The organism is Sphingomonas carotinifaciens (genome assembly GCF_009789535.1).
GTDB lineage: Bacteria > Pseudomonadota > Alphaproteobacteria > Sphingomonadales > Sphingomonadaceae > Sphingomonas > Sphingomonas carotinifaciens.
The window spans coordinates 1,653,902-1,668,245 of the sequence record NZ_WSUT01000005.1 but is presented as its reverse complement, the minus strand read 5'-3'; the positions used below and the strand labels follow the sequence as shown (position 1 = coordinate 1,668,245).

General features: G+C 68.3%; 14 protein-coding genes. 3 read left to right on the top strand and 11 right to left on the bottom strand.

Translation table 11 applies throughout. The features are described 5' to 3' along the window. Positions 1-10 precede the first annotated feature (10 nt). Positions 11-1,606, top strand: coding sequence for a sensor histidine kinase (locus GQR91_RS09965; RefSeq protein ID WP_149681863.1), 1,596 nt, complete (start codon positions 11-13; stop codon positions 1,604-1,606). 332 nt (positions 1,607-1,938) lie between these two features. Further along, positions 1,939-2,073, top strand: a complete 135-nt coding sequence (locus tag GQR91_RS09960) for an entericidin A/B family lipoprotein (RefSeq protein ID WP_149681864.1) — start codon at positions 1,939-1,941, stop codon at positions 2,071-2,073. A gap of 102 nt (positions 2,074-2,175) precedes the next feature. Here GQR91_RS09960 and tatC read toward each other — a convergent pair whose 3' ends face one another. The 8 genes from tatC to argS form a co-directional block, all read right to left on the bottom strand. Further along, positions 2,176-2,952, bottom strand: a complete 777-nt coding sequence (gene tatC, locus GQR91_RS09955) for a twin-arginine translocase subunit TatC (protein WP_112383461.1) — start codon at positions 2,950-2,952, stop codon at positions 2,176-2,178. Further along, a complete protein-coding gene (gene tatB, locus GQR91_RS09950) occupies positions 2,949-3,377 on the bottom strand; it encodes a Sec-independent protein translocase protein TatB (protein ID WP_149681865.1) in 429 nt (142 codons plus the stop codon). Before tatB ends, tatC begins: the two co-directional genes overlap by 4 nt. Positions 3,378-3,402: 25 nt before the next feature. Next, positions 3,403-3,639, bottom strand: coding sequence for a twin-arginine translocase TatA/TatE family subunit (locus GQR91_RS09945; protein ID WP_112383459.1), 237 nt, complete (start codon positions 3,637-3,639; stop codon positions 3,403-3,405). Positions 3,640-3,763: 124 nt separating this feature from the next. Next, positions 3,764-4,351: an SMC-Scp complex subunit ScpB gene (gene scpB, locus GQR91_RS09940; RefSeq protein ID WP_149681866.1), complete on the bottom strand. Its 588-nt coding sequence runs from the start codon at positions 4,349-4,351 to the stop codon at positions 3,764-3,766. Continuing rightward, positions 4,348-5,070, bottom strand: a complete 723-nt coding sequence (locus tag GQR91_RS09935; protein ID WP_149681867.1) for a segregation and condensation protein A — start codon at positions 5,068-5,070, stop codon at positions 4,348-4,350. The genes scpB and GQR91_RS09935 overlap by 4 nt, the downstream gene beginning before the upstream one ends. A gap of 1 nt (position 5,071) precedes the next feature. Continuing rightward, positions 5,072-6,076, bottom strand: a complete 1,005-nt coding sequence (locus GQR91_RS09930; protein WP_149681868.1) for a glycoside hydrolase family 3 N-terminal domain-containing protein — start codon at positions 6,074-6,076, stop codon at positions 5,072-5,074. Between the two features lie 42 nt (positions 6,077-6,118). After that, complete coding sequence (locus GQR91_RS09925) at positions 6,119-6,847, bottom strand: SPOR domain-containing protein (protein ID WP_149681869.1); 729 nt, start codon at positions 6,845-6,847, stop codon at positions 6,119-6,121. Continuing rightward, positions 6,848-8,572 carry an arginine--tRNA ligase gene (gene argS / locus GQR91_RS09920; protein ID WP_149681870.1) on the bottom strand — a complete coding sequence of 575 codons (1,725 nt, stop codon included), beginning with the start codon at positions 8,570-8,572 and terminating at the stop codon, positions 6,848-6,850. A 205-nt stretch (positions 8,573-8,777) separates the two neighbouring features. On the opposite strand from argS, the gene GQR91_RS09915 reads away from it, so the two are divergent. Next, positions 8,778-9,068 (top strand): hypothetical protein, encoded by a 291-nt coding sequence (locus GQR91_RS09915; protein ID WP_149681871.1) that lies wholly within the window; start codon positions 8,778-8,780, stop codon positions 9,066-9,068. Positions 9,069-9,264: 196 nt separating this feature from the next. Here the strand turns inward: GQR91_RS09915 and GQR91_RS09910 are convergent, their stop codons facing one another. From GQR91_RS09910 to ftsZ, 3 genes are all read right to left on the bottom strand, one after another. Beyond that, on the bottom strand, positions 9,265-10,431 hold the full coding sequence (locus GQR91_RS09910) for a deoxyguanosinetriphosphate triphosphohydrolase (RefSeq protein WP_149681872.1): 1,167 nt from the start codon (positions 10,429-10,431) through the stop codon (positions 9,265-9,267). Further along, positions 10,428-12,536, bottom strand: a complete 2,109-nt coding sequence (locus GQR91_RS19770) for a tetratricopeptide repeat protein (protein ID WP_149681873.1) — start codon at positions 12,534-12,536, stop codon at positions 10,428-10,430. Before GQR91_RS19770 ends, GQR91_RS09910 begins: the two co-directional genes overlap by 4 nt. 216 nt (positions 12,537-12,752) lie before the next feature. Continuing rightward, on the bottom strand, positions 12,753-14,228 hold the full coding sequence (gene ftsZ / locus GQR91_RS09900; protein ID WP_149681874.1) for a cell division protein FtsZ: 1,476 nt from the start codon (positions 14,226-14,228) through the stop codon (positions 12,753-12,755). Between the last annotated feature and the right edge of the window lie 116 nt (positions 14,229-14,344).

The following is a 14,344-nucleotide window of genomic DNA, read 5'->3' as shown; positions in this document are numbered from 1 at the left end:
CAGGGGCCGTATGGCCATCGACACCGTTAACGCATCGGATACCGATGCCTCGCCTTCCCGTCCGCCGGCATTGTCCCGGCTGACGACCGGGTCGAAACTCGTCCTGATCCTCAGCGTGGCACTGTTGCTGCTCGCGCTGATCGCCATCTTCGCGACCTTGCAGACCACGCGTCTGGCCGATGCCGAGGCGCGTGGTCGTCTGCGCGTTGCGGCGAACGAGGATGCCCGCGCGCTGGCGACCGAATTGTCGGGGGACATGACCGCATTGCGCGTCGCGGTCGGTGCGCTCGGCAACGATCCGCTGGACCTGCCAAGTTGTGCGCGCGCCCAGGGCGTCTTTGCGCAGCAATCCATGTCTGGCGCGCGCTTCCAGATCGTCGATCGTCGCGGCCGTGCCCTGTGCGGGGATGCGTTGCCCGCCGCCATGCCGGTACGCGATCAGGCATCACCGGTCGGCGCCGACATCCTTCCCGATCAGGGCCTGGTCCTGTCGATCGAAGCCGGCGACCGCCGCGCGGCGGCACGCGCATTCTTTCCCCTGTCGTTCCTGCGCACCCTGGTGACGCGCAACACCCGTACCGACCCGGCGGAGAACGTCCTTCAGCGGGGCGAAGAGGCGCTGGTCCTCGATCGGATCGATGCCCGTGGCCCGCTCGATCGGATGGAAACGCTGACCACCGATCTGGGGATCGCCGGATTGTCGCTGCGCACCAGCATGCGCAGTGCACCGATCACTTCGTCCCTCGTCGTGGCGCTTGCCCTGCCGATCCTGATGTGGATCGCGGCAGTCGGTATCGGCTGGCTGGTCGTCGACCGGCTGCTGATCCGCCCGCTGCGCCAGTTGCGCCGCATCGTCGCCGCCTATGAGCCCGGCGAGGCGCTGGACATCAGTGCCGTGCGCGAGGCGCCGGCGCAGGAAATCCGCGACCTTGCCGAAACCTTCCAGGCGATCACCCAGACGGTGGCCATGCACGAGGAAGGCCTGGCCGAGGGTCTGGTGCGCCAGACGAAGCTGACCCGCGAGGTCCATCACCGCGTCAAGAACAACCTGCAGGTGATCTCCAGCCTCATCAACTTCCACGCCCGCGGCGCGAAGACTCCGGAGGCGACGGCCGCCTATTCCTCGATCCAGCGCCGCGTCGATGCACTGGCCGTGGTACACCGCAACCATTTTGCCGAGCTGGAAGAAAATCGCGGCCTGAACCTGCGGACGATGATCGGCGAACTGGCCGCGAACATCCGCGCGACCGCGCCGGAACAGTCCCATGGCCTGGGGATCACGCTTGATGTCGATCCCGTGCTGGTCAACCAGGACGTCGCGGTCGCCGTCGCCTTCCTCATCACCGAGACGATCGAACTGGCGATGGGCTGCGACCCCACCGCGCAGATCCGTCTGGTGGTCAAGCCGATCGCCGAGGAACCGGGTCGGGCCCGGCTGCGGGTGGTATCGCGCGCATTGGTCGAGGACGACATGCTGCGCGACCTGGCCACCAACCGCTACGGCCGCGTCATGGAAGGTCTTGCGCGCCAGCTCCGCGCCAAGCTCCACCACGATCCGCTGACCGGTGCCTATGAGATCACCATCGCGATCGTCGGGCGCGACTGACCATCGGCATAGAGGCATCGGAAAAGGGCCGAAAAAATTTTCGGTAAAATTTCGAAACGCGTGGAACCCCAGAACCCGTTGCCTGTTCTACTCCCCGGATAGCGATCTTATGCCCCCCCGCTCTCGCTGTCCACGACATGGGCCTGGAAGCGTCAACCCTCCCCCCCCGGTGGCGCTTCCAGGCCTACATTCGTTTTAAGAGCCGTGCATTCGTGCCGGGGCAGTGTCTGGCGATCTCCGGCAGATCATTTTACCTTCTCGTAACATCGGCGGAACGAACGCTTCGGCTCAGGCATTTGGATCGCGGTATTTACGCTGTTCAGGAGGTTCTTATGCGTAAGTTGGTTGGGCTGGCGCTTGTCGCTGGCGCGCTCATGGTCAGCGCTTGCAACACGGTGGAAGGCGTCGGCCGCGATGTCGGCTCGGCCGGCGATACGGTAGCCAAGACGGCGAACGACGCCAAGTAAGCCTGACAGGCTGCAAGCAAAACGGCCCCGCCACATACTGTGTGGCGGGGCCGTTTTTATGTCCGGGTCTCGACCGGCAGGCCGCCGGTCGGGGCCGAAGGCTCAGACGGTTTCGACATCCTGACCGGCTTCCCTGGCGCGCTTGCGCTCGGTGAACCAGATGCCGATGAGCGCCAGTTCGTAGAGCAGGCACAGGGGCACGGCGAGCAGGATCTGGCTCATCAGGTCGGGCGGGGTCAGCACGGCGGCGATCGCCGTCGCACCCACGATCGCATAACGCCGCGCGCCCACCAGCTGCTTGCGAGTGACGATCCCGGCACGCTCCAGCAGCATCAGCAACACCGGCAGCAGGAACGCCAGGCCGAACGCGAACAGGAACTGCATGACGAACGACAGGTAGTTGCCGATGGCCGGCAGGGCTTCGCGCCGCACGCCGCCGACCATCCCGTCGAACCCCATCGAAAAATGCAGGGCCATCGGGATCGCGACGTAATAGGCCATCGCCGCGCCCATCAGGAACAGCATCGGCGTCGCGATTAGAAAGGGCAGCAGGGCGCGCTTTTCCTTGCGATACAATCCCGGCGCGACGAACTGCCAAAGCTGGTTTGCGATCACCGGAAACGCGATCATCATGGCCGCGAAGAAGGCGACTTTGACCTGTACGAAAAAGGCCTCGAATATCTCGGTATAAATTACCCGGCCTTGCCCGACGGCCAGCAATGGCCGGGCGAGAAAGCCAAAGATCGCCTCCGAGAAATAATAGGACACGGCAAAGGCCAGCCCGATGGCGAGCATGCAATAAAGCAGCCGCCGGCGCAGTTCGATCAGGTGGTCCAGCAAGGGGGCACGGCTGGCATCCAGTTCGTCGGTCTCGGTCAAGACGGGGCTCCGTCCGGCGTATGCGCGGGGGTGCCTGGCGCCGCCGGCACGATATGGGGCTTCTCGACGGTCACCGGGCGATCACTGGTGTCGTCATGAACGGGGTGGGTGGCACCGTGATGATCGCTGGGCTTGTCCAGCGACACCGGGGCTGCGGGCGCCTCATCGTCCAGCGCAGCCGGCGGCGCCGGCGGATGCTCGCGCATGATCCGCTCGTTCTCCGCGGCCCAGCGCTTCTCCATTTCCTCCAGTTCCGCCTCGCGGACCATGGTGTCGAAACCCTGGCGGAACTGGCGCGCGACCCCGCGCGCCTTGCCGACCCAATAGCCGACGACCCGCATCGCCTTGGGCAGATCCTTCGGACCGATCACAACCAGCGCCACGAAGGCGACCAGCATGAACTCGGTCGGCGCGATATCGAACATGGGGGCGCCGGGCTATGCGGTCAGATCAACGATCGTCGCGAACACGTTCGCCGTCACGATCGAACGCGGGCTCCGCGGCCTTCTTCGCCTCGATCCGCGCCGATGGCTTGGTTGAGGATTCCTCTTCCTCCGCCATGCCCTTCTTGAAGTTCTTCACGCCCTTGGCGACATCGCCCATCAGGTTCGAAAAACGGCCGCCACCCAGCAGCAGGATCGCCACCACGGCGAGAACGAGAAGATGGATCGGGCTAAAGCTGCCCATGGCACGTCTCCTGAAAACGAAGTTTCATGTAAGCGTTGCGCACGCGGCGGGCAATGGCCGATGGCGTGCGCTTGGCGGATGAAGGCGCTTTCGCCGCGGCATCTTACACCGGCGTGACAGTGGATCAGCCATCCTCGTCCGTCGGCGCCTCGGCGCGCATCTCCATCCGTTCGGCGCCCAGATCGACCGGATCGAGCAACCCGGCCGCGCGCAGATCGGCAAGACCGGGCAGATCGCGCAGGCTTTCCAGCCCGAAGCTCGCCAGGAAATCGGGCGTGGTGACATAGGTTAGCGGCCGCCCCGGCACTTCGCGCCGTCGGCCGGGACGCACCCAGCCGGCCTCCATCAGCACGTCCAGCGTTCCGCGCGACAATGCGACGCCGCGGATCGCCTCCACCTCGGCGCGCGTTACCGGTTCGTGATAGGCGATGATCGCCAGCGTCTCGGTTGCCGCGCGGGTCAGCCGACGCGGCTCGTCGCGCTGCCGGCGCAGCAGATGCGCCAGATCGGGTGCGGTCTGGAACAGCCAGCGGTCGCCGCGCCGGGCAAGCTGGAAGCCACGTTCGGCATGATGCTCCGCCAGGGTATCGAGGGCATCGCGCACCTCGGCGGCGCTCGCCTCCCCGCCGACATGCCGGCGGATCGCCTCGACCGTCATCGGCTCGGCCGCGGCGAACAGCACCGCCTCCACCGCGCGGACAAGGGCGTTCATGCCGGCGCCTTCAGGTAGAGCGGCGCGAACGGCGCATCCTGCCGCATCGCCACCCGCCCCTGCCGCGCCAGCTCCAGCGCCGCCACGAAGCTCGACGCCAGCGCCGACCGCCGCAGCCGCTCGGTCCCCTCGGGCAGGAACCGTTCGATCGCGGTCCATTCGATCCGCTCGCCCACCATCTGCGACACCCGCGCCAGCGCGGTCTCCAGCGTCATTACCTGCCGATCCGCCACCACATGCATCACCGGCCGATTGCGCGCGGTGACATGTCCGTAAGCGGTCAGAAGATCGTAGATATCCGCGCGCCAGCTCCCCTGCCGCTCGACGCGCAGCCCCTCGGGCGTCCCGCGCGCAAACACATCGCGTCCCAGCCGGTCCCGCGCCATCAATCGCGCGCCCGCCTCGCGCATCGCCGCCAGCCGCTCCAGCCGCAACTGCAACCGCATCGCCAGGTCTTCCGGGTCGGGCTCCGCCTCGGGCGGGCGCGGCAGCAGCAGCGAAGATTTCAGAAACGCCAGCCACGCCGCCATCACCAGATAATCCGCCGCGACTTCCAGTTGCAGCGCGCGCATCCGGTTCACATAGCCCAGATACTGCTCGACCAATGCGAGGATCGAGATCTGGCGAAGGTCCACCTTCTGCGCACGCGCCAGCGACAGGAGCAGGTCGAGCGGCCCTTCCCAGCCCTCCAGGTCCAGCGTGAGCTGCTCGCCGGCCACGTCACTCCACCAGCGACAGGAACGCGTCGCGCGTCGCGATCAGCGCGTCGAAATCACCCTCGCCCGCGCCGACGCTCGCCATCGCCCGGTCCAGTCGCGCCCGCGATGCCTCGCCGATCGGCCCCAGCCGCCCGGCAATCTCCACCATCTCGTCCATCCGCGCCCAGCAATCGAGCACCAGGTCGCATCCCGCCGCGATCGCCCCCGCCGCCTTTTCGCCGGCACTGCCCGACAGCGCCTTCATGTCGATATCGTCGGTCATCAACAGCCCGTCGAAACCGATCGCGCCGCGGATGATCCGCTCGATCACCACCGGGGACAGCGTTGCCGGCCGCGCCGCGTCCCATGCCTCGAACACGATATGCGACGTCATTCCCATCGGCGCGCCTGCCAGTGCACGAAACGGCGCCAGATCATCCTCCAGCGCGGCGGCATCGGCGGTGACGGTCGGCAACAGATGATGCGAATCGACCAGCGCGCGGCCATGTCCCGGCATGTGCTTGACCACGCCGACGACGCCGCCCGCCGCCAGCCCTTCCAGCATCGCCCGCCCGAGCGCCGCCACCCGCATCGGCTCGCGGCCATAGGCACGGCAGGCGATCGCCTCGGTCGTGTCTGGCTGCACCACGTCGAGCAGCGGCGCACAGTCCACGGTGATCCCCACCTCGCGCAGCATCAGCCCCAGCGCCTGACCATTGGCCCGCGCCGCCTGGATCGCCGACATCGGCGCCATCTCGTACAACGCATCGAAGGCGGGACCGGCGGGGAAGGTCGGCCATTCCGGCGGCCCCATGCGGGCGACGCGTCCGCCCTCCTGATCGATCAGGATCGCCAGATCGTCACGCCCGGCCAGTTCGCGCAATGAGTCCGTCAGCGCGCGTAGCTGCGGCCGGTCGACGATGTTGCGCTTGAACAGGATATAGCCGGCCGGCTCGACGCTCGCGAAAAACGCGCGTTCGTCGGCGGTAAGTACGGGGCCGGACAGGCCAAAGATGACGGGCTTCATATCACGGGTCTAGCGTGACGACGAAGCCCGCGCCACCGACCTTCAGCTTGCGACGAAGCAGCTTTCCCCCGCCACCCGCAGCCGTCCGCAGATATCCGCCGCCTGGTTCGCGCTGCCCGCATTCACCCGCAGCCGGTACAGCGTCCGCCCGTTGATCGACACGGTTTCCACCGATTTGCCCAGCGCCGCGATATAGGAGAAGCGTTTGGAGAAGCGGCCCCAGGCGTCGTTCGCCACCGCTTCGCTCGGATAGGCGCCAAGCTGCACCAGCGATCCGCCGGTGCCGCCCCCTTGCGTCGGCGCGCGCTTCACCGTGACGGGCGCCGCCGCGACCAGCCGCCCTCCCGATTCCGGCACCTGCGCCACCGCGTTGCGGCCACCGCCCGCCTCGCTCGGCTTCTGGACGACACGCGTGCCGTCGACCGGCTTTTCGGGCACCGCCGCCAGGTCGATCGCGCCGTTGCCGGTGCCGCCCTTGCCGGCGCTGGTGGCGATGGCGCTGTTGCCCTCGCCCTTCACCTTCAACCCGCCGGGATCGTTCGGGCGCACCTTGTAATCGCCCTCCTGCGCGGCGATCACCGCGCCGTCGCCGGCCTCGCCGCTTCGCGTCTGCAAATGGTAGATGCCGAAGACGATCGCGGCCAGCACGCCCAGTCCCAGCACGACCAGGGCGACGACCTTGCCGATGCCGACGCCTTCCGGCTCATCGGGCTCCACCGTCTCCAGCCAGGGCAGGCGATCTTCCTCGCGCAGGTCCATCTCGTCCGCCATTCACTTCATCTCCGAGACGGCCTCGACGCCCATGATGGCGAGGCCGTTGCGCACAATCTGCCCGATCGCGGACGCCAAGAAAAGCCGTGCCCGCGTCGCCTCGGCATCCTCCACCACCAGGAAGCGGCGGTCCGGCCGGTCGTTGCCGACATTCCACAGCGCATGGAAGGCAGCGGCCAGATCGTAGAGATAAAAGGCGATCCGGTGCGGCTCGCGCGCCGCCGCCGCCGTTTCCACGATCCGCGGGAACTGCGCGGCCAGCTTCACCAGCGCCAGTTCCTCCGTATCAAGGCGGGACAGGTCGGCCTCCCCTTCCGCGATCCCCGCCTCGGTCGCGCGGCGATGGAGGGAGGCGATCCGGGCATGCGCATATTGCACGTAGAAGACCGGATTGTCCTTCGACGCCTCCACCACCTTGGCGAAGTCGAAATCCATCTGCGCGTCGGCACGGCGGGTCAGCATGGTGAAGCGCACCACGTCGCGGCCCACCTCGCGCACCACATCGGCCAGCGTCACGAAATTGCCCGCGCGCTTGGACATCTTCACCGGCTCGCCACCGCGCAGCAGCCGCACCATCTGCACCAGCTTCACGTCGAAGCGCGTCTGCCCCCCGGTCAGCGCCGCCACCGCCGCCACGATCCGCTTGACCGTGCCGGCATGATCCGCGCCCCAGATGTCGATCAACTGGTCGGCACCCTGCGCCTTCTGGAAGTGGTAGGCGAGATCGGCGCCGAAATAGGTCCACTGCCCGTTCGACTTCCGGATCGGGCGATCCTGATCGTCGCCATAGGCGGTGGAGCGGAACAGCGGCAGCTCCACCGGCTCCCAGTCATCCGGCGTCTCGCCCTTGGGCGCTTCCAGCACACCGTCATAGACCAGCCCGCGGGCGCGCAGTTCGGCCTCCGCCGCCTCGGGCTTGCCCGCCGCCTGCAACTCCGCCTCGGACGAGAAGACGTCGTGATGGATGCCGAGCAGCGCCAGATCCTCGCGGATCATCGCCATCATCGCCGCCACCGCGCGCGTGCGGAACGTCGCCAGCCATTCGCTCTCGGGCGCGCCGACGAAGCGATCGCCGAACTCGGCCGCCAGGTCTTTCGCGACCGGCACCAGATAGTCGCCGGGATACAGCCCCTCGGGGATCGTCACCGTCTCGCCCAGCGCCTCGCGGTAGCGCAGGTGGACCGAGCGGGCGAGCACGTCGACCTGCCCCCCGGCATCGTTAACATAATATTCACGGATCACCGTGTGGCCGGCAAATTCCAGCAGGCTGGCCAGCGCATCGCCCACCACCGCGCCGCGGCAATGGCCCATATGCATCGGCCCGGTCGGATTGGCCGAGACATATTCGATGTTGACCGTCACGCCCTTGCTGGAGGGGGCGCGGCCGTAATCCGACCCCGCCGCCGGGATCGCCGACAATTCGCCGCGCCACGCATCGTCGGTCAGCTTCAGGTTGATGAAGCCCGGACCCGCCACCGCGACGCTGTCCACATCGTCCAGCCGACCGAGTTCGGCGGCCAGGGCCTCGGCCAACACGCGGGGATTGGTACCGGCCGGCTTGGCCAGCACCATCGCGGCATTGGTCGCCAGATCGCCGTGGCTGGCATCGCGCGGCGGCTCCACCGTCACGTTGCGACGATCCAGCCCGCCCGGCAGCGTGCCGGCGGCAACCAGCGTGTCCAGCGCCGCATCGATATGCGCGGCAAAGCGGGTGTAAAGCGTCATCACCAGGTCCGATCGAACAGAAAGCGGTGCGCTCTAGCCGAAAGCCCGCCGCGCTTCAAATCCCGGCCGGCGGTACGCCCAAGGCGTGCAAAAGCTGCAACCGTGCACAGCGCCTTTGCATTTGCCGCCGATGCTGCACCGCAATATCCCGTCGGCAACCCTGCGGAGGCCCGTGCGGCCGCCCGCCCAACCAGGAGCATCCACGATGCGCAAGACCATCCTCCTGGCCGCTGCGACGGCCGCCTCCTTCGCCACCGCCGCCGTTGCCGCGGACGAGCAGCGCTTCACCCATGACGGCCAGACCTATGTCTATACCGCGACGCCCGCCAAGTCGGGTCAGGTGATCGAGGGTCGTCGCTATCCGGGTGGCGAGCCCTTCCGCCTGGTGGTCCGCGACGGCCGCGTTTCGGGCTTTTCGGGCAAGACGCCCGTGTCCTTCCGCGCCGCCGACGCCAAGGGCGCGGTCAACCGCGGCGTGGAAACCAGCGCACGCTGATCGCCATCCGGCTATCGACAGCGAAAGGGCCGCTCCGGCAACGGGGCGGCTTTTTTGCGGGTGGCGGCATGGCTCAGGGTCGACATCGGATCAATCCACACACCCCCGCTCGTCTCGAACAGTCGTCGCGTAGCGGCAGAGCCGCGTACCGAGAGACACATCGCCGCGTGCGGCGCTGTCCCGATGTCATCCAACCCTAGAACCCCTCAGGCAGATCGATCGGCCCCACCAGGTCGCGGTACCGCGCCACCGCATAGCGGTCGGTCATCCCCGCGATAAGATCCGCGATATGCCGGCTGCGATCCGGCTCCGCCACCGGCAACCGTTCGCGCCATTCATCGGGCATCGCGGCAGGGTCCGCCGAATAGGCCGCATATAGCCCGGATACCACCGCATGCGCCGCCGCCGCCGCCTCCAACTGCCGGGGATGGTGGTAGAGATTGGCGTACATGAAGCGCTTCAGGTCGCGCTCCTCCTCACGCATCTGGTCCGAAAACGCGGCCAGCGCACGTCCGGCCCCGCGGACGTCCTCGACACTGCGCACGCCACTTTCCCCGATGCGGCGCTGCGTCTCGGCGACCAGGTCGTTGACCATCGCGCCGATCTGCGCGCGGATCAGTTCGCTTGCCAGTCGCTTGGGCGGCACGTCGGGAAAGCGGGCGCAGGCCGCCGACCATCCCCGCGCGACCAGCGGGATGGCGAGCAACTGATCGAGCGTCAGCAATCCGGCGCGAAGCCCGTCGTCGATGTCGTGATTGTCGTACGCGATGTCGTCGGCGATCGCCGCAACCTGCGCCTCCAGCGAGGCATGGCTTTCCAGTTCCAGTGGAAAGTCCGCGTCGGCCGCGCGCAGCGCCCAGCCGGGATGGCGCACCGGCCCGTTATGCTTGGCCAATCCTTCCAGGGTTTCCCAGCTCAGGTTCAACCCGTCCCAGCGCGGATAGGGCCGCTCGATCGTCGTCAGCGTGCGCAGCGTATGGCCGTTGTGATCGAACCCCCCCGCGCCCCCCAGCGCCGCCTTCAGCGCGTCCTCGCCCGCATGCCCGAACGGCGGATGCCCGATATCGTGCGCCAGGCACAGCGCCTCGGTCAGATCCTCGTTCAGCCCCAGCGTGCGCGCCACCGTCCGCCCGATCTGCGCGACCTCCAGACTGTGGGTCAGGCGGACGCGGAAATGGTCGCCGTCCGGCGCCATGAATACCTGCGTCTTGTGGCGCAGCCGGCGGAAGCTGATCGAATGGATGATCCGGTCGCGGTCGCGCTGAAACGCGTCGCGCGGACCCCGCTCCAGTCCGCTCGCTTCACCATGCAGGCGCCCGCGCGTGGCGGCGGGGTCCGACGCCCATGGTGCGCGCCCCGTCATTTCGCGGGCAGCTTGGTGACGACCTGTCCGGCATCGCTGGTGAAGGTGAACGCGCTGACCCCCTGCTTGGACAGGGTATTGACGAAGGCACGCGCCTCCGCCTCGGTCTTGAACGGGCCGGTCAGCACGCGATTGGTGGCGCGCAGCGGCGTGGAATAGCCCTGCTTGCCGGCAAAGGCATCGGCCGCCTTGCCCTTGGTCGCGCTCCACGCCTTGGGCAGATCATTGGCGTTCGCGCCGCCTGCCACCTGCACCCAGATACGCGCCGGATTGGCGCGAGCCAGCTTCTTCTCTTCGGCGGCTTCCTTGGCCGCTAGGGCCTTCTTCTCCGCGGCCGCCTTCTTTTCGGCCGCCGCCTTCTTCTCGGCCGCCACCTTGGCCGCCGCCGCCTTCTTTTCCGCCGCCGTCAGCGGCTTGGGCTCCGTCACCTCCGGCTTGACAGGCTTCTTTGCCGTCACCGCAGCGACCTTTACCGGTGCCGGTTTCTCATCCTCGGCATCGGGCAGCAGGGCCACCGCCTTGGCCCGCGTCGCGACATCCTGCGCCGTCCGCGCCTTCGCCTCGGCCAGCACCTGCTCCGTCGCCTCGCTCACCGGCGCCACCGCCCGAACCGGTCCCTCGACCCCCAGCTCCGCCGCCGGAATGGACAGCCCCGCAACGATCCGCGCGAGCACCGAATCGTCCCGTACGGCGGTCGCCGCACTGGTCTGCACCGGCACCCCTGCCGAAGCCCGCGGCGGATCCGCCGGCGGCACCGCCTGAACCATGGCGGTTTGCACCGGTGCAGTCCGCACGGGCGTGACCGGGGCCGGCTCCACGCGTGTCGCGGCGCTTTGCGCCACGGTCGTAATCGCGGGAGCGGCGGGGGTAGTCTGCGGTGCCGCTGCGGGTGACGCGGTCGTGGTAGCGGGCACGGTCTGCGGCAGCGGCTGGACCGTTGCGAGTTGCGTGGGTGTCGGGGCGGTTCGGACGGGTGCCGAAGACGCCGCGTTGCCTTGCATAGCCGTCTGCGGCAGCGGCTGGACCGTCGCGAGCTGCGCCGGCACAGGCGCGGTGCGCACCGGCGTCGACGGTACCGCGCTGCTCCGGGCGGCAACCTGCGGCAGGGGTTGAACCATCGTCATCGGCGCCGCGGCACGGGTGACCGGCGCCGCGGCCGGGCGCGCAGTCTGCGCGGCCAGCTCAACCCGGCGGGCGCGCTGTTCCTCGCGTTCGCGCCGGCGGCGGTCGCTGCGGCTTTCGGGACGGGCGGCGGGTTGCTGCACCGCTGCGAGCGCGACCGGCGCAGGCGTCGCGACCGCCGCCGGCAGCGGGGTCAGCCTGGGTGCCAGGCGCGCATCCGCAATCCGCTCCGGCGTCGGCAGCAACTCGCCGAAATGGACCGCAAAAGCGCGATCGACGGCATTCAGGGTCGGCAGGCGCTGAAAAAACGGCTGGATCCCTTGCGCCAGTTGCGGCGGCATCATCGTCGTCGCGATCTTGACCGCGCCGGCCTGATCCCCGGTCATCGCCAGAATGAAGGCGCGTGCCCGCCATGCCGCGCGGTCGCTGCTGCGCAGCAACGGATCGAGCACCGCCAGCGCTTCGTCACGCTTGCCCGAAATGCCCAGCGACAGAGCGTAGCGCCGCCGAGTCTCGTCCTCCGGGTTGGTCTGAAGCGCGGTGCGATAATCCTGCTGCGCCCGCGCCTGATCGCCGATCAGGTCATAGGCAAAGCCGCGATCGGCCGCCATGCGGGCGACGGGCAGGCCCATCGATTCGGCCTGCGCGAAGTAGCGCAACGCCTCCCCCGGACGCTCCGAGCGCACCAGGATCGACGCCATCCCCGCCTTCACCCGCGGATCGCTCGGCGACACCTTCTGCGCCCGCGCGAACAACGATGCCGCACCACTCATGTCGTCCAGGTGCAGCGACATTTCCCCCGCCTGCACCAGCGCATCCACGTCGGTCGGGCGGGCCGCCACACGGCGCATCACCTCCCCCAACCGATCCGCCTCGGTCGTACCGGGCAGTGGCTGAACCACTTCCTGGGCCAGCAGGGAAGACGGCGCCGCCAGCGCCAGCGCGAGCGCCAGAGCGGCGCGAGAGAGCATCGATGACGTCATGGGACCGAAGCCGCTAAAGCATGATGCGCCCCGCTTGACCAGCCCGTCAGCGTACCGTGGAAGCCCATCGGCCCGGCCCGCACGCCGAACGGCAGGGATCGGGCCGCTACCGCAAAGGGGTTGGAGCCGCTCTGTCACGAAAAAGCCGGATCGTGCATCCCGCGCGATCCGGCTTTTTGCCGTATCGGGCGCGGCAACGCGCCGCGCCCGTCGATCTTACTGGTTGTTCTGACGGTGCAGGAAGCGCGGAATATCCAGGGGCTCGGCGCTGCCATTGTCGCTTTGCGCCGCGCCGCGCGCCGCATTCGACATCCGCTCGAACAACGTGCCGCCCATCTTCACCCGCGGCGCCGGAGCAGCCGCCTGATCGGCGGCGCCCTCCCCGCCCGGTGCCAGCCAGCGCCGGCGGGACGGGTCCTCGCCCGCCACCGGTGCGGCCGGTGCCGAAGGCGCGGCAGGCGCATCCTGCGGCACGATGGTGTCGCTGCCCAGCACCAGCTCGTCCTTGTCGGCGGCGGGGGCAGCCGGTGTCGGGGCAGGTGCCGCCTGCGGGGCCACCGCGGCCGCGGCTGCCGGCGCCTGTTCGGGCGCCAGCGGCTGTACCGCCTGCGCCGGTGCGGCGGGCTCGCTCGGACGGAAGGACGGCGTTTCGTCCGTCTTGCGGCCCATGCCGAAGCTGAAGCCGCGCGATGCTTCGGACGGGGCCGGCGTCGGGGCCGCCTTTACATCGGCATCGATACCGGTCGCCACCACCGACACGCGGATGCGGCCTTCCAGTTCGGGGTTGAAGGCCGAACCCCAGATGATGTTCGCATCGGGATCGACCAGGTCGCGGATGTGGTTGGCGGCCTCGTCCACCTCCAGCAGGCGCATGTCGTCGCCGCCGGTGATCGAGATGATGACGCCTTTGGCACCCTGCATCGACACGCCGTCGAGCAGCGGATTGGCGATCGCCTTTTGCGCCGCTTCGAGCGCACGGTTGTCGCCCTCCGCCTCGCCGGTGCCCATCATCGCCTTGCCCATCTCCTGCATCACCGACCGCACGTCGGCGAAGTCGAGGTTGATGAGGCCCGGCATGACCATCAGGTCGGTGATCCCGCGAACGCCCTGTTGCAGGACCTCGTCCGCCATCGAGAACGCTTCCTTGAAGGTCGTGTTCGCATTGGCGATCAGGAACAGGTTCTGGTTGGGGATGACGATCAGCGTATCGACGAACTTCTGCAGCTCCTCGATCCCGCCATCCGCCGCCTTGGACCGGCGATTGCCCTCGAACGCGAACGGCTTGGTGACCACGCCGACGGTCAGGATGCCCATGTCGCGCGCCGCCTTGGCGATCACGGGGGCCGCACCGGTGCCGGTGCCGCCGCCCATGCCGGCGGCGATGAACACCATGTGGCAACCCTCAAGCTGCTTGGCGAGGCTTTCGATCGTCTCCTCGGCCGCGGCGCGGCCGATCTCGGGTCGGGCGCCGGCGCCCAGCCCTTGCGTGATCTTGGCGCCCAACTGGATGCGGTTGGGTGCGTTCGACTGCTTCAATGCCTGCGCGTCGGTGTTGGCGACCAGGAAGTCCACCCCCTGGACGTCCGCACGCATCATGTTCGCAATCGCGTTGCCGCCCGCACCACCGACGCCGATCACCGCAATGCGCGGCGTCAGTTCGTCGACTTCCGGTGCGATGAATTCGATGCTCATCCAAAATTCTCCGCCGTCCCGAAACGATACGCTGGGTTCGGGCCCCTGATTAACCTTTGTGCACCATGCTATTGCCCGGTGCCAATCGAAAAGCACGCGATTCGCGTGATCACTCG